We start from the raw sequence: 24,115 nt of genomic DNA on the forward strand, positions 1-24,115 counted from the left end.
TGGAGTTGGATCATGTCAGTCGAATTGCTGAAAACCAGTTTCTCCATCCTGCTGCAGGGTCTGGTGACGACGCTGTTGCTTTCCATTGCGTCCATCGTGGGCAGCACGCTGATCGGCCTTTTCGCCGCGGTCTTGCGGTCGTTCGGACCGTGGGGCACAGCCCGCCTTGCCAGACTCTATACGGAGCTGTTTCGCGGCACGCCGGTACTCATCACGCTGATGTTCATCTATTTCGGCGTGTCGTACTTCGGTTACGCGATCGACGTCTTCGCAGCGGGCGTCATCGGCTTGAGCATCTATCAGGGCGCCTACATCGCCGAAATCTTCCGCTCAGGGATCGAGGCGGTACCCAAAGGTCAATGGGAGGTATCTCAGATCCTCGGCCTCACGCGGGCTCAGTCGTTCTCGTTCGTCGTGCTGCCTCAGACGGGAAAGATCGTGTTGCCGCCTCTCGTCGGTCAGTATCTGTCGCTCATCAAGGACACGTCGATCGTCAGCATGATCGGAATGTCCGAGTTGATGCATGGTGGCCAGGCCATCGTCGACCGGGTCGGAAAGCCCGTGGAAATCTACGGACTCGTCGCCCTCATTTACTTCGCCGTGTGCTTCCCGCTCTCGCAATGGGTGCGCCACCATGACAGCAGGAGATTGTCGTGAGTAACCAAAGCCAAACCAGACCCATCATTTCACTGACGGGCGTCAGCAAAGCATTCGGTTCGACTCGGGTGTTGAACGAAATCAATCTCGAGGTTCGCTCGGGCGAAGTGCTGGTGCTCATTGGCGCGTCCGGCTCGGGTAAGAGCACGGTCTTGCGAATCATGGCGGGATTGGAGACCACCGATTCCGGCGAGGTCTGGGTCAACGATGTGCCCATGCATGATCCGCGCCGAGCGCGAGAGATTCGTGGCCATGTCGGCATGGTCTTCCAGCAGTTCAATCTGTTTCCTCACAAGACCGCGCTCGGCAATGTCACGCTCGCGCTTATCAAGGCACGCCGCATGAGTCCGGACGACGCGCGCAAGCGCGCCATGGACACACTCGACCGTGTCGGGCTCGCGGACCGCGCGGCACACTATCCAAGCCAGTTGTCGGGCGGTCAGCAGCAACGCGTGGCGATTGCGCGAGCGCTCGCGGTCGAGCCCGGCATCATGTTCTTCGACGAGGCGACGTCCGCGCTGGATCCGGAGCTGGTCGGCGAGGTCACCGAGGTGATGCGTGGGCTCGCGCGCGACGGCATGACGATGGTCGTCGTCACGCATGAAATGGGCTTTGCCCGCAAGACCGCCGACCGCGTGGTCTTCATGGACAAGGGCGTCATCGCCGAGCAGGGCGATCCGGAACAGATCTTCGTCAATCCCGCGAACGAACGCACGCGGCAATTTCTGCACAGAGTTCTCGACCATTGATTTGTCACGGCCTGTAAGTCGCTTTCGCGGGTCTGCCGCGCGATAAACTCACGTCGCTTGAAAGACAACCGGTCGGATGAACGCTTTACGGAGTGAACGCATGGCTGTAACCGAATCGTCTCGGGCGAGAGGCGTGGATCGCGTCATCGCGATGTTCCGGCAATTGCACGTCGCCCAACGCCCGCTGACCATGCGCGAATTAATCGAGGCGACCGGCGCGCCGCGTTCGAGCATTTACGAGCTGGTCGCGATTCTCGCGGAAGTGGGCTGGCTCGAGACGGCCGCGGATGGGAGCGTGTTCTTCGGGCGCGAGATGCACTACTACGGGTCCGACTATGCAACGCACAACGATCTGATTAGCCGCGCGCATCAATCCATTCTGGCATTGGTACGGAAGTACGACGAGACCACGCAGCTGTGCATGCTGGAAGGCAACAAGTACACGGTCGTGTTATCCGAGAACAGTGCCCGGCCATTCAACATCAGTTCGGACATCGGCGTGAGAGTGCCGATTCCGTGGACCGCCACGGGACGTCTGCTGCTAGGTCACCTGAATGCCGACGAGATTCGCGCGCTCATTCCGGCCGAAGATTTCATCCTCGACAACGGGGTGAATATCGAATTCGACGAATTCCTGAACGACGTGCAGGCCGCAAAAGAACGAGGCTACTGCTGCACCGAAGGACTCTCGAATGCGTTCAGGCTTTGTATGGCAGCGCCGATTCGCGACCGTGCGGGACTGCCGATTGCGGCGCTGTGTTTCATGACCGGCCGCGACACGAGCCCGGACAGGCGCGGCGTGATGCTCGACGATCTGTTGCAGTCCGCGAAAGCGCTCTCGCATAGATAGCGCCCGGCCTCAAAGCGTCGGCAACAGCTCCGGCGGATGCGACTTCAGTGTCTGCCGCGCCTCGCGGAACTCCGGAAAAATCGATTCGACCGTCTGCCAGAAGCGCGGACTGTGATTCATCTCGCGCAGATGCGACAGCTCGTGCGCGACGACGTAGTCGATGATCGACAGCGGAAAGTGGATGAGCCGCCAGTTCAGGCGGATTTTGCCGTCGCTCGAACAACTGCCCCAGCGCGTCGCCGCCGAAGACAAGGCATACGCGCGATAGTTGACGCCCAGCTTCTGCGCGTAGATCGCCAGACGCTCGCCGAACAGCCGCTTCGCTTCTCCTTGCAGCCAGCCCTGCACGCGATCCTTGATCTGCTGCGGGTCGGCTTGCAACGGCAGCGGCAATTGCAGCGCGCCGTGCTCGGCGCTGAACGCGAGCATGCCTTGCGGCGCGCCGAGCGTCACGCGCACCGGCTGACCGAGGTAGGGCACTTCGGCGCCGTCTTGCCAGTCGATCTTCGGCAATGCACGCTGCTCGACGCGCGTTTGCCATTCGATCAGCTTCGTAAAAATCCAACGCTGTTTTTCGGTGATCGCGGTTTCGATATCGGCGAGCGTGACCCAGCGCGGCGCGGTGATCGTGAGGCCGGTGCTGTCGATCGCAAAGCCGATCGAGCGGCGCGCCGAACGCTTGAGCGCGTAATGCAGCGTGCGTGAACCGATGGCGAGACTGCGCAGCTTGCTGCCGTCCGGCGCGAGCGGCGCGACGGGCGGCCGGGCCGGTGCTGAGCCCAATGAACCCGGCGCGGAAGGTGAGGGAGACGACGACGTCGACCCCGGCTCGGCGAAGAGCGGGAGATCGAGCTGCCGGTTTTCGAGCGCCGCGGCGGGCTGCGGCGTAGGAGACTTCTGCATCGGCTTCGCTTCGCGCAATACGCCTTCGGAGTTCGAGGGCGTGGCGCGTCAGATGGGCGCGGCGGCGGAATCGTTAGCCGCCGCGCTGTAGGCAGTCGGATCGATGCGGCGCATCTCTGCTTCGATCCACTGCTCGACGCGCGTGTTCACTTCGTCGGGCGTGAGCCCCGTCGTGTCGATCGGCTTGCCAATCGACACCGTGACTATACCCGGATATTTAAGAAACGAGTTGCGCGGCCACACGCGGCCCGCGTTGTGCGCGATCGGCACGACGGGGGCACCGCTCGCGATCGCGAAGCGCGCGCCGCCGGTCTTGTACTTGCCCTGCTTGCCGGTCGGCGTGCGCGTGCCTTCCGGAAACATGATGACCCATGCGCCTTCGGCCATGCGGGCCTTGCCCTGGTTCGTGACCGATACGAACGCGTATTTGCCTTCCTTGCGGTTGATGTGAACCATCTTCAGCATGCCGAGCGCCCAGCCGAAGAACGGCACATACAAGAGCTCGCGCTTGAACACGTAGCACAGCGGGCGCGGCATGATCGCCGGAAACGCGAGCGTTTCCCACGCCGACTGATGCTTCGACAGCAGCACGGCCGGGCCGTTGGGCAGATTCTCGAAACCTTCGATGCGGTAGCGGATGCCGTTCAGGTAGCGCACCGTCCACAGCGTCAGACGACACCAGCCGGCCGCCATCCAGTAGCGGTTTTCCGCGCGCAGGAACGGAAACGCGATGAAGCACGCGGTCGCGTACGGCACCGTGAACACAACGAAATAAATCAGCAGCAGCAGGGAACGGATAAAGCGCATCGGCGTGGTCGGTGGGGGGTGGGAGCGCGGTGCGCGCGTTTATTCCTGAGCGTCGGCGAGAAAGTCGAGCGCGAACGCGCGCAGGTCGTCGTGCACGATCGTGCCTTCGGGCAAGCCGCCGGCGGCGAGGGTCTTGCGGCCCTTGCCGGTCAGCACCAGATGCACCGGGTGACCGAGCGCAGCGCCCGCCTGCAGATCGCGCAGAGAATCGCCGACCGTCGGCGTATGCGCCGGATCGACCTCGAATCGCTCGGTGATCATCTTCAGCATGCCGGGCTTCGGCTTGCGGCATTCGCAGTGATCTTCCGCCGTGTGTGGGCAGAAGAACACCGCTTCGATGCGCGCGCCGACCGCTGCCGCCATCCGGTGCATCTTCAGATGCATCGCGTTCAACGCATCCATGTCGAACAGACCGCGGCCGATGCCCGACTGGTTCGTCGCGACTGCGACGCGATAGCCGGCGTGGTTCAGGCGTGCGATCGCTTCCAGCGAGCCGGGCAGCGCGACCCATTCGTCCGGCGACTTGATGAATGCGTCGGAGTCGACGTTGATCACACCGTCGCGGTCGAGGATCACCACTTTCTTGATCGGCATGGCGCGGTGCTCAGGCGGCGAGTCGGGAAATATCGGCGACGCAGTTCATCTGCTGATGCAGCGCGCCGAGCAGAGCCAGACGGTTCGCGCGCAACGCGGGGTCTTCGGCGTTGACCATCACGTCGTTGAAGAACGTGTCCACCGGTTCGCGCAGCGCGGCCAGCGCCGTCAGCGCGCCGGTGTAGTCGCGCACGGCCAGTTGCGATTGCACGCGCGGCGTGACCTGTTCGAGCTGCGCGTTGAGCGCCTTCTCCGCTGCCTCGGTGAGCAAGCCGGGCTGCACGCTGCCGTTCGTCACGCCTTCCGACTTCTTCAGGATGTTCGAGATACGCTTGTTGGCCGCCGCGAGCGACGCCGCTTCGGCGAGCGACGCGAACTCGCGCACCGCGTCGAGGCGCGCGACGAGGTCGTCGAGCCGCGTCGGGTTCAGCGCGAGCACCGCGTCGATTTCGCTGGCCGCGTAGCCGCGTTCGCGCAGCAGGCCGCGCAGGCGGTCCATGCTGAATTCGTAGATCGCGTCGGTCGAATCGGCAACGCTCGGCACACCGGCGAATTGCGCATAAGCGATGCGCAGCAGCTCGACGAAGTCGACGTTCAGCTGCTTCTCGACCAGAATGCGCAACACGCCGAGCGCATGACGGCGCAGCGCGAACGGGTCTTTCTCGCCGGTGGGCTGCAGGCCGATGCCCCAGATGCCGACCAGCGTTTCGAGCTTGTCGGCGAGCGCGACGACGGTGCCGGTCGCAGTGGTGGGCAAGGCGTCGCCCGAGAAGCGCGGCTGGTAGTGTTCCGAGCATGCGAGCGCGACTTCTTCCGGCTCGCCGTCGTGGCGCGCGTAGTACGTGCCCATCGTGCCTTGCAGCTCGGGGAATTCGCCGACCATGTCGGTGATCAGGTCGGCTTTCGCGAGGCGCGCGGCGCGCGTCGCGAGCGCGACGTTGGCGCCGGTCAGTGCGGCGATCGCGCCGGCCAGCCCTTCGAGCCGCTCCACGCGTTGCAGCGCCGAGCCGAGCTTGTTGTGATAAACGACGTTCGCGAGCAGTGGCACGCGATCCGCGAGCGGCTTCTTCTTGTCTTGCGTGAAGAAGAACTTCGCATCGGCGAGACGCGGACGCACCACGCGCTCATTGCCTTCGACGATCTCGACCGGCGTCGCCGTCTCGATGTTCGACACGATCAGGAAGCGCGAGCGCAGCTTGCCGTTCGCATCGGTCAGCGCGAAGTACTTCTGGTTCGTCTGCATCGTCAGGATCAGGCATTCCTGCGGCACTTGCAGGAATTCGTCCTCGAAGCGGCACTCATAGACAACCGGCCATTCGACCAGCGACGTCACTTCGTCGAGCAGCGCTTCGGGCATCACGACCTTGTCGTCACCGGCTTGCGCGAGCAGTTGCGAGCGGATCGCTTCCTTGCGCTTCGCGAAGCTCGCGATCACGCGGCCTCTGTGTTCGAGCGTTTCGGCATACGACTGCGCATGCTGGATCTGCACGAAGCCTTCGGACAGGAAGCGGTGGCCGAGCGTGGTGTCGTCGGCGTCGATGCCGAGCACGCTGACCGGCACGATTTCCTCGCCGTGCAGCGCGGTCAGACGATGCACGGGGCGCACGAACTTCACGCTCGAACCGTCGGGGCGCTGATACGTCATCGGATTCGGAATCGGCAGCTTCGCGAGCGTTTCGTCGAGCGCGCCTTGCAGGCCGTCGGCGAGCGTCGCGCCCGGCGCCGCGTAGCGCAGGAAGAACGCTTCGGCTTTACCGTCCTGGGCGCGTTCGAGGTCGTTCACCGTGAAGTCGGGGAAGCCGAGCGCGGCGAGTTTCTTCGCGAGCGGCGCGGTGGGCTGGCCGTCTTTATCGAGCGCGACGGAAACCGGCAGCACTTTTTCGCGCACGTGTTTTTCCGGCGCGAGCGCGCGCACGTTGTGAATCGTCACCGCGAGACGACGCGGCGTAGCAAAGCGTTCGAACGACGGCTCGCCTTCGATCAGGTCGCGCGCCGCGAGGCGCTGCGCAATGCCTTCGGCGAAGGCGTCGCCGAGACGGGCGAGCGCCTTCGGCGGCAGTTCTTCGGTCAGCAGCTCGACGAGCAGGGTAGCGTGTTGAGATTGAGTCATTGGTTGAAGTTCTCGTCAGTCCTGGTCGATCTTGCGTTCGACTTTCAGCGGCGGCGCCCACGCGGGCATCGCGGCTTCCTGCTCGTCGGTGGTGAGGCCGGGCACGCCGTGCACCGGATTGCCGAGCATCGGGAAGCCGAGCTTTTCGCGCGAGTCGTAGTAGGCCTGCGCGACCAGACGCGACAGCGCGCGAATCCGGCCGATGTACGCCGCGCGTTCCGTGACCGAAATTGCGCCGCGCGCGTCGAGCAGGTTGAACGTGTGGCCGGCCTTCAGCACGAGCTCATAGGCGGGCAGCGCGATCTGTGCATCGATCATGCGCTTCGCTTCCGCTTCGTAGCTGTTGAAGAAAGTGAACAGCAGATCGACGTTCGCGTGCTCGAAGTTGTAGGTGGACTGCTCGACCTCGTTCTGGTGATACACGTCGCCGTAGGTCAGGCGGCGCAGTTCGGGGCCGTTCGGGCCTTGTTCTTCCCACTCGGTCCAGACGAGGTCGTAGACGTTCTCGACCTTCTGCAGATACATCGCGAGGCGCTCGAGTCCGTAGGTGATTTCGCCGAGCACCGGCTTGCAGTCGAGACCGCCGACCTGCTGGAAGTACGTGAACTGCGTCACTTCCATGCCGTTCAGCCACACTTCCCAGCCCAGCCCCCATGCGCCGAGCGTCGGGTTTTCCCAGTCGTCCTCGACGAAACGCACGTCGTTCTGCTTCAGGTCGAAGCCGAGCGCTTCGAGCGAGCCGAGGTACAGGTCGAGAATGTTTTCCGGCGCGGGCTTGAGCACCACCTGATACTGGTAGTAGTGCTGCAGACGGTTCGGGTTCTCGCCGTAGCGGCCATCTTTCGGGCGGCGCGACGGCTGCACGTAGGCGGCGCGCCACGGCTCGGGGCCGATCGCGCGCAGGAACGTATGGACGTGGGACGTGCCCGCGCCGACTTCCATGTCGATCGGCTGGAGCAACGCGCAGCCCTGCTTGTCCCAGTAGGACTGCAAGGTCAGGATGATTTGCTGAAACGTGAGCATGAAGTGCCTTTCGGGCATGGGGCCATGCCGCGCGCGCCGAAGCGCGCGAGGGGGTCGTGGAGCGAAGTGCTAAACCCGAGATTTTAACGGAAAGGAAGGGGGGCGGCCCGTTTTGCGGGGTCGGACGGGCCGCGATGCGGTTTTTGGGCGACAGGCGACGCGGCAAGGGCCGCGCGCACGTTCAGCTCGCCGCCAGCTCCGCCTTCGGCGAGAACGAATCGCTTTGCGCGATCGGCCAGTACGTCTCGAACAGGGTATAGCGATAGTTGCCGTTGAGCAGGTCGTTCGGTTCGAGATATTTGAGCAGATCCGACATCAGCCGCACCTCATGCGAGGACACGCGCCGCACGATGTGATGCGCGCGCAACTCAGCCGGATGCCGGAGCCCGGCGGCCTGGATGATTTCCTGCAACGCGTGCAGCGTGTTGTGGTGGAAGTTGAACACGCGATCGGCCTTGTCCGGCACCACCAGCGCGCGCTGGCGCACCGGATCCTGGGTCGCGACGCCGGTCGGGCAGCGGCCGGTATGGCAGGTCTGCGCCTGGATGCAGCCGACCGCGAACATGAAGCCGCGCGCCGCGTTGACCCAGTCCGCGCCGATCGCGAGCGTCTTCGCGATATCGAACGCGGTGATCATCTTGCCGCTCGCGCCGATGCGGATGCGTTGCCGCAGACCGATGCCGACCAGCGTGTTGTGCACGAGCAGCAGCCCCTCCTGCAACGGCACGCCGACGTGATCGGTGAATTCGAGCGGTGCCGCGCCGGTGCCGCCTTCCGCGCCGTCCACGACGATGAAGTCCGGCAGAATGCCCGTTTCCAGCATCGCCTTCGCGATACCGAAGAATTCCCACGGATGCCCGATGCACAGCTTGAAGCCGGTCGGCTTGCCGCCCGACAGCGTGCGCAGCCGCTCGACGAATTCGAGCAGCTCGCGCGGCGTCGAGAACTCGGAGTGCGTCGCCGGCGAGATGCAGTCGCGGCCCATCGGCACGCCGCGCGTCTCGGCGATTTCGGGCGTGATCTTCGCGCCCGGCAGCACGCCGCCGTGACCGGGCTTCGCGCCTTGCGACAGCTTCACCTCGATCATCTTCACCTGCGGTTCGGCGGCCTGCTTCGCGAACTTCCCGGCGTTGAAGGTGCCGTCGTCGTTACGGCATCCAAAATAGCCGGACGCGATTTCCCAGATGATGTCGCCGCCATGTTCGCGATGATATTTCGACATCGAACCTTCGCCGGTGTCGTGCGCGAAGTTACCTTTCTTCGCGCCGAGGTTCAGCGCCATGATCGCATTGGCCGATAGCGAGCCGAAGCTCATCGCCGACACGTTGAAGATCGACATCGAATACGGCTGCCCGCGATCGGGGCCGACGACGATGCGAAAGTCGTGACCGTCGAGCGTGGTCGGCGCGAGCGAGTGGCTGATCCATTCGTGCGCGACCGCCTTCACGTCGATCCGCGTGCCGTATGGGCGGCTGTCGACATCGTTCTTCGAGCGCTGATAGACGATGCTGCGTTGCGCGCGCGAGAACGGCTTCTCGTCGGTATCGTCTTCGACGAAATACTGACGGATCTCCGGGCGGATGGATTCGAAAATGAAACGCAGGTGGCCCCACAGCGGGTAATTGCGCAGGATCGCATGGCGCTGTTGGCTCAGGTCGAACACGCCGAGCGCGACGAGCGCGGCCGGCACGAGGATCCAGAACCATGACAGGTGATGCGTCGCGGCGAGCGCGGCACATACCGCGGTGAGGGCGATTGCGCACCACATGGCCAGATAGCGTCGAGAAAACATGGGGACTCCAGTGCAGTGAAGATCATTGCGGCGGCATCGTCCGCACGTGAGCGCGGGCGGTATCGGTCGCGAAGGAAAACCGGCGGTTGCGGGTCACGGTGCGACGCGGACCGGCGAAGTCCGAAGATAAGGCCTGCGAATGGAAGCCAAGCGTCGCACGCGAAGGTGAAGTGTGTGTGAATGCGCCAGGCGGGCGAAACATGGTGAACGGCGCGAACCTGCCGGAATGGTACGACCCGCCGCGCCCGCCGTTATGCATCGCTCAACGCGCGCCGAGCAGAGCCGCTTTTTGCCTCGGGGTTTGCGGCTCGTCCTGCGCCTGGCCTTGCGGCTGCTTTGGCTTGTGCGCCTGCTTGCGACGCTGCGCGCGGGTTTGCTTCGGCGCCTGATCCTGCGGCAGCTCGGCCGGTTGCCCGGTCATCGCGCGTTCGATGATGCCGCCGCCGAGGCACACGTCGCCGTCATACAGCACCGCCGATTGGCCCGGCGTGACGGCCCATTGCGCGGCGTCGAAGGTCAGTTCGAAGAGGCCTTCGCCCGAACCGCCTCCCGCCGGGGCGTTGAACGTGCACGCCGCGTCGGCCTGCCGGTAGCGCGTCTTCGCGCCGCACGCGAAGCCGTCGGTCGGCGGCTCGCCCGCGACCCAGCTCGTGTTGCCCGCCGACAGCGTATGGCACAGCAGCCACGGATGGTCGTGTCCCTGCGCGACGTACAGCGTATTCGTCGGAATATCCTTGCCGGCGGCGAACCAGGGCTCGCCGCTGCCGTCCTTGCTGCCGCCGAGACCGATGCCCTTGCGCTGGCCGAACGTGTAGAACGCGAGGCCGATGTGCTCGCCGACGATCTTGCCGTCGGTGGTCTTCATCGGGCCCGGCCTGGTCGGCAGATAGCGGTTCAGGAAGTCGCGGAAAGGCCGCTCGCCGATGAAGCAGATGCCGGTCGAATCCTTCTTCTTCGCGTTCGGCAGGCCGATCTGCGCGGCGATCTCGCGGACCTTCGTCTTGGGAATTTCGCCGAGCGGGAACAGTGTTTTCGACAGCTGCGCCTGGTTCAGCCGATGCAGGAAGTACGACTGGTCCTTGGTATGGTCGAGCGCCTTCAGCAGCTCGAAGCGGCCATCGTTCTCGCGCACGCGCGCGTAGTGGCCGGTCGCGATCGTTTCCGCGCCGAGCGACATCGCGTGATCGAGGAAGGCCTTGAACTTGATCTCGGCGTTGCACAGCACGTCCGGGTTCGGCGTGCGGCCGGCCGAATATTCGCGCAGGAATTCGGCGAACACGCGGTCCTTGTACTCGGCCGCGAAGTTGACCGCCTCGACGTCGATGCCGATCAGGTCCGCCACCGACACCACGTCGATCCAGTCCTGGCGCGTCGAGCAGTATTCGCTGTCGTCGTCGTCTTCCCAGTTCTTCATGAACAGGCCGACCACGTCGTAGCCCTGTTCCTTTAGCAGCCACGCGGTGACCGACGAATCGACGCCGCCCGACATGCCCACTACGACTTTGCGCTTGCTCATAAGGTACTCACTGGGTGCTGCATGACTGCATGGATCTATGGGGCCGCTCGTGACGGCCCTATTGCTTCGGCGCAACCGAATGCGTATGGACGACGTCGAGCGGGAAACGCCGGCCGGCCAGGTAATCGTCGATGCACTGCATCACGAGCGGCGTGCGATGCCGCTCGGGGCACGCGCGCAACTCATCGGCGCTCATCCACAGCGTGCGGACGATGTCGGGATCGAGCGAACTCGCCGGGTCCGGTTCGCCGCCCGCGCCGCAATAGGTGAAGCGCAGGTACGTGGTGCCCGCGCGGTCCGGCCGCTCGAAGTGGGTCATGTACATGCCGACGAGCGCCTCGGGCGCGAACGGATGCGCGGTTTCCTCGAACGTTTCGCGGATCACCGCTTCCAGCAGCGTTTCGCCCGCCTCGAGGTGGCCGGCGGGCTGGTTCAGGCGCAGGCCGGCGGCAGTGTGTTCCTCGACAAGCAGGAAGCGCCCGTCACGCTCGACGATCGCCGCGACGGTCACGTGCGGCCGCCAGGTTTCCGGTTTCATGGGTGCGCATTTTACCGGTTATGCGCGCCGGCTGCCTGGTGACCGCTGGCAGCCGGTTCGCAGCGTGTTCGAGGTGGGATCGCGACCGATTCGTAACAGTTTGGCGGTCTGCCGCGCATTCGCATCGACCCCGATATTTGTGATGTGGCGGTTTCCGGTTAAAGTGGGGCCTGCGTTAGCCGTTGCATGTGCAAGCCGGCGAGCCTCGTCGGCAGGTCTGTCGTCAAACAGGAAGTCGAGGAGGAACAACGATGCACATCGGAGTGCCAGCCGAGACGCGCGCGCATGAAACCCGCGTTGCCGCGACGCCCGAGACGGTCAAGAAGTACGTGGCGCAAGGCCACCGGGTCACGCTCCAGAGCGGCGCCGGCGCCGGCGCGAGCTTTCCCGATGACGCCTATACGGCCGTGGGCGCGGAAATCGTCGATGCCGCCACTGCATTCGGCGCAGATCTCGTCCTCAAAGTCCAATCCCCCACCGATTCCGAACTGCCGCTGCTCAAGCGCGGCGCGACGCTGGTCGGCATGCTCGATCCGTTCAACGCCGACAACGCGGGCAAGCTCGCCGCGGCCGGCGTCACCGCGTTCGCGCTCGAAGCCGCGCCTCGCACCACGCGCGCGCAAAGCCTCGACGTGCTGTCGTCGCAGGCGAACATCGCCGGCTACAAGGCGGTGCTGCTCGCGGCGACGCTCTATCCGCGCTTCATGCCGATGCTGATGACCGCGGCCGGCACCGTGAAGGCCGCGCGCGTGCTGATTCTCGGCGCGGGCGTGGCTGGCCTGCAGGCGATCGCCACCGCGAAGCGCCTCGGCGCCGTGCTGGAGGCGTCCGACGTGCGCCCGGCCGTCAAGGAGCAGATCGAATCGCTCGGCGCGAAGTTTCTCGACGTGCCCTACGAGACCGACGAGGAGCGCGAGGCCGCGCAAGGTGTGGGCGGCTATGCACGGCCGATGCCGCCGTCGTGGCTCGCGCGCCAGTCGGCGCTCGTGCACGAGCGCGCAAAGCAGGCCGACATCGTCATCTCGACCGCGCTGATTCCGGGCCGCCCGGCGCCGACGCTGCTGTCGGTCGATACTGTGCAGGCGATGAAACCAGGCTCCGTGCTCGTCGACCTCGCGGCCGGCCGCGGCCCCGAAGTCGACGGCCGGCGCGGCGGCAATTGTCCGCTGACCGAGGCGGACCAGGTGGTGGTGCGCTATGGCGTGCAGATCGTCGGCTATACGAATCTCGCCGCGATGGTGCCCGCCGACGCGTCGTCGCTGTACGCGCGCAACGTGCTCGACTTCCTGAAGCTGATTATCGCCAAGGAAGGCACGCTGAACATCGATCTCGCGGACGACATCGTCGCGGCCACGCTGCTGGCTCGCGACGGCCAGGTCACGCGCAACGCATAGGGGGAAGCCGAAGATGGAAGTCATCAATCACACGGTGATCAACCTGATCATCTTCGTGCTGGCGATCTACGTCGGCTATCACGTGGTCTGGAACGTCACGCCCGCGCTGCATACACCGCTGATGGCGGTGACCAATGCGATCTCGGCGATCGTGATCGTCGGCGCGATGCTCGCGGCGGGTCTCACCGTCGGCAGCGCCGGGAAGTTCTTCGGCACGATCGCGGTGGCGCTCGCGGCCGTCAACGTGTTCGGCGGATTCCTCGTCACGCGGCGAATGCTCGAGATGTTCAAGAAGAAAGAACCCAGAAAACTACCGGCTGGCGGCAAGGAGGGTACGTAAATGAGCCTGAACGTCGTCACGCTGCTGTATCTGGTCGCGTCGGTCTGCTTCATCCAGGCGCTCAAGGGGCTGTCGAATCCGAAGACCGCGCGCGTCGGCAATACCTTCGGCATGGTCGGCATGGCGATCGCGATTCTGACGACCATCGCGCTGATCTCGCGGCAGGCCGAAGTACTTGGCTCCAATCTCGGTCTCGGTCTCGGCCTGCTGCTGTTCGGGCTCGTGATCGGCGGCGCGATCGGCGCGTTCGTCGCCGCGCGCGTCGAAATGACCAAGATGCCTGAACTGGTCGCGGCGATGCACTCGCTGATCGGTCTCGCGGCCGTGTGCATCGCGTATGGGGTGGTGTCGGAGCCGGCCGCGTTCGGCCTCGTCGATCCCGACGTGCCGATCGAGGGCTTCCTGCCTTACGGCAACCGCATCGAACTGTTCATCGGCACGTTCGTCGGCGCGATTACTTTTAGCGGCTCGGTGATCGCGTTCGGCAAGCTGTCGGGCAAGTACAAGTTCCGCTTGTTTCAGGGTGCGCCGGTCGTCTACGGCGGCCAGCATCTGATCAACCTGATGCTCGCGCTCGCGATGCTCGGCTTCGGCGTCCTCTTCTTCCTCACGCAGTCGTGGCTGCCGTTCATCATCATGACGATCATCGCGTTCGTGCTCGGCGTGCTGATCATCATTCCGATCGGCGGCGCGGACATGCCGGTCGTCGTGTCGATGCTGAACTCGTACTCGGGCTGGGCGGCGGCGGGCATCGGCTTTTCGCTGAACAATCCGATGCTGATCATCGCCGGCTCGCTGGTGGGGTCGTCGGGTGCGATCCTGTCGTACATCATGTGCCGCGCGATGAACCGCTCGTTCTTCAACGTGATCCTCGGCGGTTTCGGCAACGAGCCGGGCGCGGCGGCCGCGGGCGGCTCAGCGGAGCAGCGTCCGGTGAAATCGGGTTCGGCCGATGACGCGTCGTTCATGATGGGCAACGCGGAAACGGTCGTGATCGTGCCGGGCTACGGGCTGGCCGTCGCGCGCGCGCAGCATGCGTTGAAGGAGCTGACCGACAAGCTGGTCGAGAAGGGCATCGAGGTGAAGTACGCCATTCACCCGGTGGCCGGCCGTATGCCGGGTCACATGAACGTGCTGCTCGCCGAGGCCGAAGTGCCGTACGACATGGTGTACGAGATGGAGGACATCAACGGCGAGTTCGGCCAGGTCGACGTGGTGCTCGTGCTCGGCGCGAACGACGTGGTGAATCCGGCCGCGAAGAACGATCCGAAGTCGCCGATCGCGGGCATGCCGATCATCGAGGCGTACAAGGCGCGCACCGTGATCGTCAACAAGCGCTCGATGGCGGCGGGCTACGCCGGGCTCGACAACGACCTGTTCTACATGGACAAGACGATGATGGTGTTCGGCGACGCGAAGAAGGTGATCGAGGATATGGTGAAGGCGGTCGACTAGATCGCTAGCGGTGAACGACGCTTTACACGCTTTTCACTGAGCAAGTGAAGAAATTGGATACGCTCCAGCTCTTGCGACGCGAGCTGGAGGACCACCTTGCGTTGCTCGCTCTCGATAAGGAGAGCGAGCATAAGTGAGCCGCCCGTCGGCGGATTTTTCGCGGATGCGAAAATTTCTCTTTCGGAACTCACAACGTAGTGACTTGCCGACATTCCTGATATGTAGTAACGTTACTACATTAGGTGGCGGGAGGGAATATGACGATTACGACCTTATCCAGCAGGGAACTCAATCAGGACGTGACCCGGGCGAAAAAGGCGACCAAGGACGGCCCTGTATTCATCACCGATCGCGGCAGGCCCGCCCATGTTTTGCTGAGCATCGAGGAATACTGGCTTCTCGCCAGACAGCGTCGCAACATCGTGGACGCCCTGGCCATGCCCGAGGTTGCTGACATTGAATTCGATCCGCCGCGCGTGGATATATCTATCCGGCCGGCTGAACTCTGATGTTTGTTATCGATACGAATGTCGTTTCCGAACTCCGTAAGGGGCGCAGGGCGGATGCCAACCTCGTCGCCTGGGCAAAGAGCGTCGATGCTTCGGCGCTCTTTGTTTCTGCAATCACGATCATGGAGCTGGCAACGGGCGTTTTGCTGAAGGAGCGCAGCGACCCGAGCCAAGGCGCGTTGCTGCGCGCATGGCTCGAGGAGCACGTCTTAACTGAATTTGCGGATCGCGTGCTGCCTGTCGATACGGGCGTTGCCTTACGCTGCGCGCGCTTGCATGTACCGGATCGGCGCTCGGAGCGTGATGCGCTTATCGCCACTACGGCGATCGTTCATGGTATGACCGTGGTGACGCGAAATGTCGCTGATTTCGTAGCAACGGGCGTCTGCCTTGTGAACCCTTGGCAGGCCGCGTGATTTTTCGCGGACGCGAAAAATTTCGCGTCGGGTCAATGCCGGTAACTGGACTTACCGGCATGCGTTTCACCTGCGATAACCGCCTGGATCGCCAGGCACCCCGGCCGTAAGCCTTATGCTTTCATAAGGAGCTTGACCCAATGACCATCAACGCATCTACATGGACAAGACGATGATGGTGTTCGGCGACGCGAAGAAGGTGATCGAGGATATGGTGAAGGCGGTCGACTAGATCGTTAGCGGTAAACAGACCCTGAGATCGCGGTGCGTCGCGCCGCGATCCTTTTCATATTTTCGGCCTCGCGTTTACGTGCCGCAGCAGATCCGCGAGCCGCCTGCCTTCCTGATCCGGATACGTCTCGAGCACTTCGAGATCGCGTATTTTCTCCAGTCCGAAATTGCGGAAATCAGCACGCAGCTCGCACCATGCGCCGAGCGTCCAGCGCGCGCCCCAGTACGCGAGCGCGAGCGGCCAGACGCGGCGCTCGGTGTCCGCGCCGTTGGCGTCGGTGTACGCGAAGCGCACCACCTGGCGCGCATCGATCGCGCGATGCAGCGAGTCGAGCTGCGTCGAAAAATCCCCCTTGATGTGAAACGACGGCGCGAAGATCGCGAGCCGTTCGAGCGTCGCGCGCTTGTCGGCGGGCATCGCCGATGCGATTTTGGCCAGCGCGCCCCGCGCGCCGCTCGCGAAGCCCGCGCCACCCCATGATTCGAGCATGCGCGCGCCGGCGGCGAGCGCGGCGAGTTCGTCGGCGGTGAAGGTCAGCGGCGGCAGACTTGCCGAGCGCGACAGCCGATAACCGATGCCCGCTTCGCCTTCGATCGGCACCCCTGACAATTGCAGATCGCGCACGTCGCGATAGACCGTGCGCGGCGAGATGTTCAGCCAGTCGGCTAGTTGCTGCGCGGTGGTCAGGCGCCGGCCGCGCAGCAGCTCGGCGATCTGGAACAGGCGGTCGGCGCGGCGCGTCATCGTGGGCGTCGGGTAGAGGAGGAAGGGGACGGTCCCGCGATGATAGCGCCGCATGGCGGCCTTCGGTCGGGGCGCGGCGGCTTCCGGTGCGCGCTTAGCCGTTGGTGCGCGAATGCAGGCCGAGGCGGTTGCCTTCGGTATCGGTGAAGAACGCGATATAGCCGATGTCCTGCGGCAGCTTGATCACCGGGCCGTCGGTCTTGCCGCCCGCCCGTTCGATGCGCGCAAGCGCCGCGTCGACGGTGGGCAGCGCGTTCAGGTAGACGGTGATGCCGTCGACGCCGGGTGTCATCGACGGATTGTGGACGATCGCGCCGCCAGTCGCGGGCTCCTCGTAGCTGAACACGGCGATCGGCTGGCCGCCGATCTCCTGTCGATTCAACGGGGCGTCGAGCGCGGCTTCGTAAAAGCGCACCGCGCGATCGAAATCGACCGACGGGATTTCGAACCAGGCAACGAGTTTGGGCAATGCGGACATGACACTCTCCTTCGGTTGGCAGTAGGCCGTTCAAGCGCCGGATGGCGTGAGAAGGAGTGTGCGGGGGTGCTGCTGACAGCGTGGTGGCAGTAGGGTGCGAAGACGCGACCGCTTCACCCCACCAGCAACTGAAACACGCCGACCACATCGCTCATGCGCGCGGCCTGCTTTTCGAGCGATGCGATGACGACAGGGCGACGACAGCGCGCCGCCCCGCTAGAAACAGCCTCAAGCCGCCGGCGGATCGCCCTGCGGACGCTGCCGCACGCTGCCCGCGATCAGATCGAAGCGGAACAGCCGGCATTCGAGCGCACCGTTGAACAGCGGCGTCTTCGTCGATTCGCGCAGCCGCAGTTGCCCCGGAAGCTTGCGATCCGACGTCAGGATGAACGCATGCCATCCGGCAAAGCGCTGCTTCAACGCATTGCCGAGCAACTGGAAAAACTCGCTGTCCGGCGCTTCTTCCTGAATGCGGCGGAAGCCGTCGTCGTCGCGATTGCCGCGGCCTTCGCGAAGCTCGCCGCGCGCATTGCGGCCGCGCACTTCGATCCGCTCGCCATACGGCGGATTCGCGACGAGGATGCCCGGCGCCGAGCCAGGCGGCGTCATGTCGCGCGCATCGAGCTGCTTGAGCGAAATGGGCGGCAAGCCGGCGCGCTCGAAGTTCGCGCGCGCTTTTTCGAGCATGTCGCCGGAGATGTCGCTGCCGAAAATCTCCAGATCCGCGCCGCGCGAGCAGCGCGCCGCATTTTTCGCCTCGAGCGCGGCGCCCTTCAGCGCTTGCCAGCTCCGCGCGTCGAACTGTTTGAGCTTCTCGAAGCCGAAGCGCCGCTCGACGCCCGGCGCGATGTTCAACGCGACCTGCGCCGCTTCCGCGAGGAACGTGCCGCTGCCACACATCGGATCGTAGAGCGGCGTGCCGGCCTGCCAGCCAGTCAGACGCAAAATGCCAGCCGCGAGGTTTTCGCGCAGCGGCGCCGCGCCCTTGTCGAGACGCCAGCCGCGCTTGAATAGCGGATCGCCGGAAGTGTCGAGGTACAGCGTGCAGTCGGTCGCGCTCAGGAACGCGAACACGCGCACGTCGGGCATCGCGGTGTCGACGCTCGGCCGCGCGCCGCTTTTTTCGCGCAGACGATCGCAGATCGCGTCCTTCACGCGCAGCGTCGTGAACTCGAGACTGCGCAGCGGCGACTTGATCGCGGTGACGTCGACGCGCAGCGTCTCGTGCGCGGAGAACCACTGCTCCCAGCGCTGCTCGAGCGCGAGCGCGTAGATGTCCTGCTCGCCGCGGTAGGGCCGCTCCGCGATTTTCAGCAGCACGCGGCTCGCGAGACGCGAGTGCAGATTGGCGGCCATGCCGGCGGCCCAGCCGCCGCGAAAATGCACGCCGCCCGGTACCTGGGCGCCGGCCGTGAAGGCGGTGCCGTTCAGATGTTTGGCGGCAATTTCGGCGAGTTCGGCCGCGAGCGGAGCTTCGAGCCCGCGCGGGCAAGGAAGGAAGAAATCGAAGGACATTGAGGTTGCCGCAAGGCGTTGGATAAGGCGCTATTGTACGCGGTCGAGATCGGCGGGCCGGCGCGATCGGCGCGCCGGCCCGCCGTCTGTCGTTGCGTCATCTCGCCTCGCGTCCCGCTTGGGCCGGCCACACGAGTTCCAGCGGATGCCGCCTGACCCGCTGCCAGATCGCCCCGCGCAGCGAGCGCACCGCATTGCGCCGCAAATCGCGCGATTTCACCGCCATGTAGAACGCCAGCGCAAAACTCACCGCGACATTGAGAATCGCCATGCTGCCGACGCCCGCCACCGCCCACCACAGAGCCGGCAGCTTCAGCGCGCTTTCGCCGAGCGCGCCGAGCGCCACGCCGATCGAGCCGGCAGACAGCGTCACGTGACGCACGTCGAACTTGAACGCGAAGGCGGTGAGGATCGCCGGCACGAGCCCGAGCATCAGGCCGAGCGTGATATTGCCGACCACGCCCGCGACGTTCGCGCGGCACAAGCGCGCGAGACGGTCGGCGCCGGCCACGCCGAGCGTCATGCGCAGGCGCCGGTTGTAGGCGAGCGCGTCGGCGACGCGATGCAGGATGAACCAGTTGTCCGCCCAGCCCGCGAGCAGGCTGGACGACCACAGCAGCACGCCCGTCAACGCCGCATAGAACGGCGTCGGCCCGATCAGCGAGAACGACTGCAGCGTCGCGATCGCCTTGTCGGCCGAAATGAGGTCGGTGTTGAACAGCGCGTGGTACAGCAGATCCACGCACAGACTGACGGGAAACACCAGCAGCACGTTGCCGAGCACCGCCGCGGCCTGCGTGCGCATCAGCGCGGTCACCGAACTCACGAAACTGTCGACGCCGGCCGGCGTGCCGACGCCGTCGAGTTCGCGCGCGAGCGTCGGCGCGGTCATCGCGGGCTGTTTGGTCGCGAGCGAGAAGTGCAGGAAGTGCATCAGCAGAAAGCTCGCCGCGTAGTTGATGCCGGCGAGCACGCCTTCGAGCATCGCGTGCAGATGCGCGCCGGTGATCGCGAACTTCACGCACACGGTGACGACGGTCACGAGTCCGCCGCCGGCCGCCATGCGCATCATCTTCAGATACTCGGCGCGATCGCGCGCGATGTAGTGTTCGCCGGTATCCGCGCTGTACTCGACGATCTTGCGCGCGAGCAGCGATGAATTGCTGCGCGCGAGATGCGCGACGCTCTGGCTCGCGTGATTGGCGCGCACGAGTTCGGCGGTCAGGCGCGCGGCCGCGTGCAGATCGTCCTGCGCCATCCAGGCATCGAGCAGATGCTCGGCGCGCTCGATGCGCATGCGCATCCGCTCGACCTGGAACACGATGTCGACACTCACGCCGTTGCGGTACAGATGCGCGAACACGTTGTCGGTTGCGCCGCGGCATTCGTCGAGCAGCAGCCGCAGATAGTTGACCTCGCGTAGCAGCGGCTCCTGCGGGCCGCCCGCCGCGTACGCGTCGTGAGCGGCTTCGACCGCGAGCATCGCGCGGGTGAGGCGGTAGAACGGTTGGCTTTCCATTGCGACGCGCACGCCGTTGACGTCGGTGGTTCGTGCGTCGATTACGCGGTCGACGCGGTCGTCGATGCGATCGCCAGGTGGCGCCACACCGCCCAGCCGGCTGCGCACCGTTTGCGACAGTCCGGTCGAGCTGATCTGGCAGGTCAGGTTGTGCAGCGCGGCCAGCAGGTCGAGCGAGAAGGGCGTGCTGTCGCGTCCGTCTTCTTCGTCGTCGGGCGCGTAGTCGAATAGCGCGTGGATACGCACCAGCAGATCGGTGGGCAGCGTGTCGATCCATTCGGCGTCGCGCTCGGAGCCGAACATCAGCGTGACGATCGCGGTGAGGTCGCGGCGGTTCGGCGCGGGCGGAATCAGCGACGCCTCGAGGCGTTCGAACACCGCGCCGAAGAAGCCCGAATGCACCGGCATGCCGGCGTCGCACAGCAGCGAGAGGCCATCGCTTTCGCGCAGCAGCGCGCGCAGGATGCCGGCGACGTTCGCCTTCCACGCGGGGTTGCGATCGAGCACGTGCAGCAGGTAGCGGATGCGCGTGTGGGCGGGGTTGGACTGGCGGGCGACGGTGTCGTCGGCGTCAGTTGCACCGGGTCGCACGATGCGGCCGCGGCGAATCCAGTGCGCGACTTCGATCAGCCACTCGCTGCGCTCCGCATAAGGCGCGGTCTTATCCGCGATCGCGAGCAGCGCATCGAGTTGATGGCCGCCGTCGCGCGACGCGCGCCATTTTTTTATCAACCGTCTGATGGAGTCGAACATGGGTTTGTCCTGCAGAGGCGCGTGGCGTCGAATGGACTGCTAGGCATTGCGGAAGCGCGTCTGCTGAAGCTGTGCGTTGAAGTCGGCGCGGCCCGGATAGACACGCGCGTGCGCACCGGGCTCGCGCCAGCCGGGCCTGTCAGGCGCCGGCTCCCGCGGCCGTTTCCGCGGAAGGACAGGGCGGCACGACTGCCGCGGCAGCCGATCGGGCCGAAGACGACGTCTTGCCCGTCGTGGCCGTAGTAGCGACGGCCGTCGCGGCCATCGCCCGCACCCCCGCCGCGATCTGCGTCGACACTTCGGCCAGCGCGCGCCGATGTCCATCGACGAGCGCGTCGTACCCGCCGCCAACCGTCTCGCTGACCACGCTGCGACACGTCATCACCGCATTGCTGCGCACGGCCCGCACGCTCCACACCGCATCGATCAACGCATGCGAGCCGGGCCACGACTCGAAGCGCTGCACGTTCATGGCGATCCGGTAGACGGCCGCGTCGTCGGGGTGCGCGGTGCCGAACGTATCGATGGTGCCGAGCTGCTGCGTCAGATTCGTCGACAGCGCGCGGCGGATTTCATCGCCGGGCAGCGACGCCCAACGCTCCTGTTCGAGCAACTGCACCTGAGTCGGCCCGGTCTGCACGACCAGCTGATTTCTCGCCACCTGCGGCGGCACGTTGACCGGCGCGACTTCGATCAGCCAGGCAGGCGCGGCGCTCGTGCGCGCGACGGCCGGCGCGGTGGCATTCGCGGCGGTGCTTGCGCTATCCGCGCCACCCAGCGTATAGAAACGGCTCGACGGCGACGAGCACGCCGCGATGGCGAGAGCCGCAGCCAGTGCGGTGCCGTACGCGACGCCGCGTACGGCACCGCGCACGAGCGCGCGCGGCGGACGGGGGAGCCGGGCAAACATCATGGTTTATCTCCTGATTTACCGCGCAACAGCGATTCGGGATGACGCTCGAGGTAGTCCGACAGCGCGTTCAGCGACTGCAACGTGCGCGTCAGTTCCTGCAACGCCTGATGAACGTCGGACTGCATCGGCGAATCCTGCTGCAAGGTTGCCTGGGCCGAACTGAAGGTCTGCTTCGCGGCCGTCAGCGTGTCGCGCGCCTGCGGCACGACTTCGTTGTCGAGACGCGAGAACAGCTGGTCGGCGTTCTTCAGCGCGGTGTTCAGATTCGCGCCGATCTGGTCGAACGGCACCTTGTCGAGCTTCTTCGCGATGTCGGCGACCTGCAGCTGCAATTCGTCGAGCGTGTTCGGAATGGTCGGCAGCTCGAGCGGATCGGTCGTCACGTCGACCTTGGCCGGCGGCGCTTTCGGGAAGATATCGAGCGCCACGTACAGCTGGCTCGTGATCAGGTTCCCGGTGCGCAACTGGCCGCGCAGGCCGTGCCTGACGAGTTCCTGCATCAGGTTCTCGCCGGCGAGCGTGCCCGGCTGCGGCGAGCTCTCGCGGAAGCGCTTGCCGAGGCGGTCCGGGTACACGTTCATCGTGACCGGCATCGTGAAGCTCTGCGTCTTCGGATCGTAGTCGATGCCGATATTGGTCACCTGACCGAGCACGATGCCGCGGAAATCGACCGGCGCGCCGATCGACAGCCCGCGCAGCGACTGGTTGAAGTTCATCACGACGCGCAAGGGCACGCCGTCCGGTTCGCGCATCGCGTCCGCTTCGTCCGAGCCGAGGCGGAAGGTCTGGTTGTTCGGCGCCTGCGGGCCCATGTTCTGACCGGGCGGCGACTGGAACGACAGACCGCCGACTATCACCGTCGCGAGCGACTGCGTATTCAGCTTGAAGCCGCTCGAATCGAGTCGCAGATCGACGCCGCTCGCATGCCACCAGCGCGTGTTGGTGCCGACGTACTGGTCGAACGGCGCCGACACGAACACCCGCATCGTCACGCCGGTGCCGTCCCTGTCGAGCGAGAAGCCGACCACCTGACCGACCTGCACGCGCCGGTAGAAGATCGGCGAGCCGATGTCGATCGAGCCGAGCGAATCGCCGTGCAGCGTGTACTGGTGGCCTTTCTGGTCGCCGGTGATGGGCGGCGGCGTTTCGAGGCCGACGAAGTTGCTCTCGCTTTCGGTCGAGCGGCCCGCGTCGGCGCCGATGTACGAGCCCGATAGCAGCGTGGTCAGACCCGATACGCCGCTCGCGCCGACGCGCGGACGCACCACCCAGAAGCGCGAGTCCTTGACCGCGAACTTTCCGCCTTCCTTGGTGAGCTGCACCTGCACGAGCACGTGCGACAGATCCGGCGACAGCGTGATCGTCTTCACCGCGCCCACGTCGACGTCCTTGTACTTGACCTTGGTCTTGCCCGGCTCGAGCCCTTCCGCGCTGACGAAGCTGATCGTGATCACGGGCCCGCGCTCGGTCACCGACCTGATCACGAGCGCGATGCCGATCAGCGCGGCAATCAGCGGAATCACCCAGACGAGCGACGGCAGCCAGCGGCTGCGTGGCTCGATCTCGGGGTCGGGCAGTTGGGGCGGCAGTCTGGGTCCGTTCGAATCGTTGCGCGGCGCATCATCGGAGGCGGGCGTCGGTCCTTGCGGGCTAGTCATGGTCGAGATCCTGAGGTGTTGGGGTACGGCTTTCCACGGGGTCCCAGATGAGGCGTGGATCGAATTGCATGGAGGCCAGCATCGTCAGGATCACGACCGAGCCGAACGCGATCGCGCCCGGCCCGGCCGTGATCTCGGCCAACGATTTGAAACGCACGAGCGCCACAGTGAGCGTGACGACGAACACGTCGAGCATCGACCAGCGGCCGATCCGCTCGACCATCCGGTACAGCGTCGTGCGCTGTTGCGGACGCCAGCGCGAGCGGCGCTGCGCGGTGACGGTGAGCAGCACGAGCACCGAGAGCTTCAGCATCGGCACCAGGATGCTGGCGATGAACACGATCATCGCGAGCGGCCAGTCGCCGGAAGTCCAGAAATAGACGACGCCGCTCATGATGGTGTCGTCCTCGGAGCCGAGCAGCGACGACGTGTGCATCACCGGCAGCAGGTTCGCCGGGATATACAGCAGCGCCGCGGCGATCAGCAGTGCCCATGTGCGCATCAGGCTGTCGGGGTTGCGCGAGTGCAGATGCGCGCCGCAGCGGCCGCAGTGCTGCGGCGTGACCGAGCGGATGCGCGGTTCGACACGCCCGCACGAATGGCAGGACAGCAGGCCCGCGCGTTTCGCGGTGACGTATTTCATCGCGGGC

Annotated in this window: 23 protein-coding genes; 8 read left to right on the top strand and 15 right to left on the bottom strand. The window is 65.2% G+C overall.

Going from position 1 to position 24,115, the window contains the following annotated elements:
* The first annotated feature begins 12 nt into the window (after positions 1-12).
* From OKW37_RS06585 to OKW37_RS06595, 3 genes are all read left to right on the top strand, one after another.
* Entirely contained in the window at positions 13-657 is a 645-nt protein-coding gene (locus tag OKW37_RS06585) for an amino acid ABC transporter permease (protein ID WP_184062363.1), read from the top strand.
* Positions 654-1,406, top strand: coding sequence for an amino acid ABC transporter ATP-binding protein (locus OKW37_RS06590; protein ID WP_311548379.1), 753 nt, complete (start codon positions 654-656; stop codon positions 1,404-1,406). The genes OKW37_RS06585 and OKW37_RS06590 overlap by 4 nt, the downstream gene beginning before the upstream one ends.
* A 100-nt stretch (positions 1,407-1,506) precedes the next feature.
* Entirely contained in the window at positions 1,507-2,256 is a 750-nt protein-coding gene (locus OKW37_RS06595; RefSeq protein WP_184067183.1) for an IclR family transcriptional regulator, read from the top strand.
* 9 nt (positions 2,257-2,265) lie between these two features.
* Here the strand turns inward: OKW37_RS06595 and OKW37_RS06600 are convergent, their stop codons facing one another.
* From OKW37_RS06600 to OKW37_RS06635, 8 genes are all read right to left on the bottom strand, one after another.
* Positions 2,266-3,159, bottom strand: coding sequence for a M48 family metallopeptidase (locus OKW37_RS06600; protein WP_090805591.1), 894 nt, complete (start codon positions 3,157-3,159; stop codon positions 2,266-2,268).
* A gap of 48 nt (positions 3,160-3,207) precedes the next feature.
* Entirely contained in the window at positions 3,208-3,966 is a 759-nt protein-coding gene (locus tag OKW37_RS06605) for a lysophospholipid acyltransferase family protein (RefSeq protein WP_090803045.1), read from the bottom strand.
* 39 nt (positions 3,967-4,005) lie between these two features.
* Positions 4,006-4,560 (bottom strand): D-glycero-beta-D-manno-heptose 1,7-bisphosphate 7-phosphatase, encoded by a 555-nt coding sequence (gmhB, locus tag OKW37_RS06610; protein WP_090803046.1) that lies wholly within the window; start codon positions 4,558-4,560, stop codon positions 4,006-4,008.
* Between the two features lie 10 nt (positions 4,561-4,570).
* A complete protein-coding gene (gene glyS / locus OKW37_RS06615; RefSeq protein WP_429407427.1) occupies positions 4,571-6,670 on the bottom strand; it encodes a glycine--tRNA ligase subunit beta in 2,100 nt (699 codons plus the stop codon).
* A 15-nt stretch (positions 6,671-6,685) separates the two neighbouring features.
* Positions 6,686-7,693 carry a glycine--tRNA ligase subunit alpha gene (glyQ, locus tag OKW37_RS06620; RefSeq protein WP_008921090.1) on the bottom strand — a complete coding sequence of 336 codons (1,008 nt, stop codon included), beginning with the start codon at positions 7,691-7,693 and terminating at the stop codon, positions 6,686-6,688.
* Positions 7,694-7,874: 181 nt separating this feature from the next.
* Positions 7,875-9,485 (bottom strand): FMN-binding glutamate synthase family protein, encoded by a 1,611-nt coding sequence (locus tag OKW37_RS06625; protein ID WP_429407425.1) that lies wholly within the window; start codon positions 9,483-9,485, stop codon positions 7,875-7,877.
* Between the two features lie 262 nt (positions 9,486-9,747).
* Positions 9,748-11,001, bottom strand: coding sequence for a tRNA 2-thiouridine(34) synthase MnmA (mnmA, locus tag OKW37_RS06630; protein ID WP_429407423.1), 1,254 nt, complete (start codon positions 10,999-11,001; stop codon positions 9,748-9,750).
* 58 nt (positions 11,002-11,059) lie between these two features.
* Positions 11,060-11,539, bottom strand: coding sequence for an NUDIX hydrolase (locus OKW37_RS06635; protein WP_429407421.1), 480 nt, complete (start codon positions 11,537-11,539; stop codon positions 11,060-11,062).
* Positions 11,540-11,790: 251 nt separating this feature from the next.
* On the opposite strand from OKW37_RS06635, the gene OKW37_RS06640 reads away from it, so the two are divergent.
* The 5 genes from OKW37_RS06640 (at position 11,791) to OKW37_RS06660 (ending at position 15,653) form a co-directional block, all read left to right on the top strand.
* Entirely contained in the window at positions 11,791-12,933 is a 1,143-nt protein-coding gene (locus tag OKW37_RS06640) for a Re/Si-specific NAD(P)(+) transhydrogenase subunit alpha (protein WP_429407419.1), read from the top strand.
* A gap of 13 nt (positions 12,934-12,946) precedes the next feature.
* Positions 12,947-13,273: an NAD(P) transhydrogenase subunit alpha gene (locus tag OKW37_RS06645; protein ID WP_018419437.1), complete on the top strand. Its 327-nt coding sequence runs from the start codon at positions 12,947-12,949 to the stop codon at positions 13,271-13,273.
* A complete protein-coding gene (locus OKW37_RS06650) occupies positions 13,274-14,728 on the top strand; it encodes an NAD(P)(+) transhydrogenase (Re/Si-specific) subunit beta (RefSeq protein WP_429407417.1) in 1,455 nt (484 codons plus the stop codon).
* A gap of 257 nt (positions 14,729-14,985) precedes the next feature.
* Positions 14,986-15,237 carry a type II toxin-antitoxin system prevent-host-death family antitoxin gene (locus OKW37_RS06655; RefSeq protein WP_184002374.1) on the top strand — a complete coding sequence of 84 codons (252 nt, stop codon included), beginning with the start codon at positions 14,986-14,988 and terminating at the stop codon, positions 15,235-15,237.
* Entirely contained in the window at positions 15,234-15,653 is a 420-nt protein-coding gene (locus OKW37_RS06660; protein ID WP_184062430.1) for a type II toxin-antitoxin system VapC family toxin, read from the top strand. Before OKW37_RS06655 ends, OKW37_RS06660 begins: the two co-directional genes overlap by 4 nt.
* A 286-nt stretch (positions 15,654-15,939) precedes the next feature.
* Here OKW37_RS06660 and OKW37_RS06665 read toward each other — a convergent pair whose 3' ends face one another.
* The 7 genes from OKW37_RS06665 to OKW37_RS06695 all read right to left on the bottom strand — a co-directional run bounded on the left by OKW37_RS06665 (position 15,940) and on the right by OKW37_RS06695 (position 24,108).
* Positions 15,940-16,683: a helix-turn-helix transcriptional regulator gene (locus OKW37_RS06665; RefSeq protein ID WP_187611139.1), complete on the bottom strand. Its 744-nt coding sequence runs from the start codon at positions 16,681-16,683 to the stop codon at positions 15,940-15,942.
* Between the two features lie 40 nt (positions 16,684-16,723).
* Entirely contained in the window at positions 16,724-17,107 is a 384-nt protein-coding gene (locus OKW37_RS06670) for a VOC family protein (protein WP_184062340.1), read from the bottom strand.
* A 228-nt stretch (positions 17,108-17,335) separates the two neighbouring features.
* Positions 17,336-18,622: a THUMP domain-containing class I SAM-dependent RNA methyltransferase gene (locus OKW37_RS06675; protein WP_429407414.1), complete on the bottom strand. Its 1,287-nt coding sequence runs from the start codon at positions 18,620-18,622 to the stop codon at positions 17,336-17,338.
* A 97-nt stretch (positions 18,623-18,719) separates the two neighbouring features.
* Entirely contained in the window at positions 18,720-20,894 is a 2,175-nt protein-coding gene (locus tag OKW37_RS06680; RefSeq protein WP_429407412.1) for a site-specific recombinase, read from the bottom strand.
* A gap of 139 nt (positions 20,895-21,033) precedes the next feature.
* Positions 21,034-21,807 carry a PqiC family protein gene (locus OKW37_RS06685; RefSeq protein WP_429407410.1) on the bottom strand — a complete coding sequence of 258 codons (774 nt, stop codon included), beginning with the start codon at positions 21,805-21,807 and terminating at the stop codon, positions 21,034-21,036.
* Positions 21,804-23,465 carry an intermembrane transport protein PqiB gene (locus OKW37_RS06690; protein WP_184062333.1) on the bottom strand — a complete coding sequence of 554 codons (1,662 nt, stop codon included), beginning with the start codon at positions 23,463-23,465 and terminating at the stop codon, positions 21,804-21,806. Before OKW37_RS06690 ends, OKW37_RS06685 begins: the two co-directional genes overlap by 4 nt.
* Complete coding sequence (locus OKW37_RS06695) at positions 23,458-24,108, bottom strand: paraquat-inducible protein A (RefSeq protein WP_184062331.1); 651 nt, start codon at positions 24,106-24,108, stop codon at positions 23,458-23,460. The genes OKW37_RS06690 and OKW37_RS06695 overlap by 8 nt, the downstream gene beginning before the upstream one ends.
* Between the last annotated feature and the right edge of the window lie 7 nt (positions 24,109-24,115).

The organism is Paraburkholderia sp. MM5482-R2, assembly GCF_050436125.1.
Lineage (GTDB): Bacteria > Pseudomonadota > Gammaproteobacteria > Burkholderiales > Burkholderiaceae > Paraburkholderia > Paraburkholderia tuberum.

What these genes read in the sequence shown, in the direction of transcription:
- OKW37_RS06595 (WP_184067183.1), top strand. Translation starts at nt 1,507, where the DNA reads ATGGCTGTAACCGAATCGTCTCGGGCGAGAGGCGTGGATCGCGTCATC.
- OKW37_RS06650 (WP_429407417.1), top strand. Translation starts at nt 13,274, where the DNA reads ATGAGCCTGAACGTCGTCACGCTGCTGTATCTGGTCGCGTCGGTCTGC.
- OKW37_RS06680 (WP_429407412.1), bottom strand. Translation starts at nt 20,894, where the DNA reads ATGTTCGACTCCATCAGACGGTTGATAAAAAAATGGCGCGCGTCGCGC.
- OKW37_RS06685 (WP_429407410.1), bottom strand. Translation starts at nt 21,807, where the DNA reads ATGATGTTTGCCCGGCTCCCCCGTCCGCCGCGCGCGCTCGTGCGCGGT.
- OKW37_RS06605 (WP_090803045.1), bottom strand. Translation starts at nt 3,966, where the DNA reads ATGCGCTTTATCCGTTCCCTGCTGCTGCTGATTTATTTCGTTGTGTTC.
- OKW37_RS06655 (WP_184002374.1), top strand. Translation starts at nt 14,986, where the DNA reads ATGACGATTACGACCTTATCCAGCAGGGAACTCAATCAGGACGTGACC.
- mnmA (WP_429407423.1), bottom strand. Translation starts at nt 11,001, where the DNA reads ATGAGCAAGCGCAAAGTCGTAGTGGGCATGTCGGGCGGCGTCGATTCG.
- OKW37_RS06695 (WP_184062331.1), bottom strand. Translation starts at nt 24,108, where the DNA reads ATGAAATACGTCACCGCGAAACGCGCGGGCCTGCTGTCCTGCCATTCG.
- OKW37_RS06635 (WP_429407421.1), bottom strand. Translation starts at nt 11,539, where the DNA reads ATGAAACCGGAAACCTGGCGGCCGCACGTGACCGTCGCGGCGATCGTC.
- gmhB (WP_090803046.1), bottom strand. Translation starts at nt 4,560, where the DNA reads ATGCCGATCAAGAAAGTGGTGATCCTCGACCGCGACGGTGTGATCAAC.
- OKW37_RS06585 (WP_184062363.1), top strand. Translation starts at nt 13, where the DNA reads ATGTCAGTCGAATTGCTGAAAACCAGTTTCTCCATCCTGCTGCAGGGT.
- OKW37_RS06690 (WP_184062333.1), bottom strand. Translation starts at nt 23,465, where the DNA reads ATGACTAGCCCGCAAGGACCGACGCCCGCCTCCGATGATGCGCCGCGC.
- OKW37_RS06670 (WP_184062340.1), bottom strand. Translation starts at nt 17,107, where the DNA reads ATGTCCGCATTGCCCAAACTCGTTGCCTGGTTCGAAATCCCGTCGGTC.
- OKW37_RS06675 (WP_429407414.1), bottom strand. Translation starts at nt 18,622, where the DNA reads ATGTCCTTCGATTTCTTCCTTCCTTGCCCGCGCGGGCTCGAAGCTCCG.
- OKW37_RS06625 (WP_429407425.1), bottom strand. Translation starts at nt 9,485, where the DNA reads ATGTTTTCTCGACGCTATCTGGCCATGTGGTGCGCAATCGCCCTCACC.
- OKW37_RS06640 (WP_429407419.1), top strand. Translation starts at nt 11,791, where the DNA reads ATGCACATCGGAGTGCCAGCCGAGACGCGCGCGCATGAAACCCGCGTT.
- glyQ (WP_008921090.1), bottom strand. Translation starts at nt 7,693, where the DNA reads ATGCTCACGTTTCAGCAAATCATCCTGACCTTGCAGTCCTACTGGGAC.
- OKW37_RS06665 (WP_187611139.1), bottom strand. Translation starts at nt 16,683, where the DNA reads ATGCGGCGCTATCATCGCGGGACCGTCCCCTTCCTCCTCTACCCGACG.
- OKW37_RS06600 (WP_090805591.1), bottom strand. Translation starts at nt 3,159, where the DNA reads ATGCAGAAGTCTCCTACGCCGCAGCCCGCCGCGGCGCTCGAAAACCGG.
- glyS (WP_429407427.1), bottom strand. Translation starts at nt 6,670, where the DNA reads ATGACTCAATCTCAACACGCTACCCTGCTCGTCGAGCTGCTGACCGAA.
- OKW37_RS06645 (WP_018419437.1), top strand. Translation starts at nt 12,947, where the DNA reads ATGGAAGTCATCAATCACACGGTGATCAACCTGATCATCTTCGTGCTG.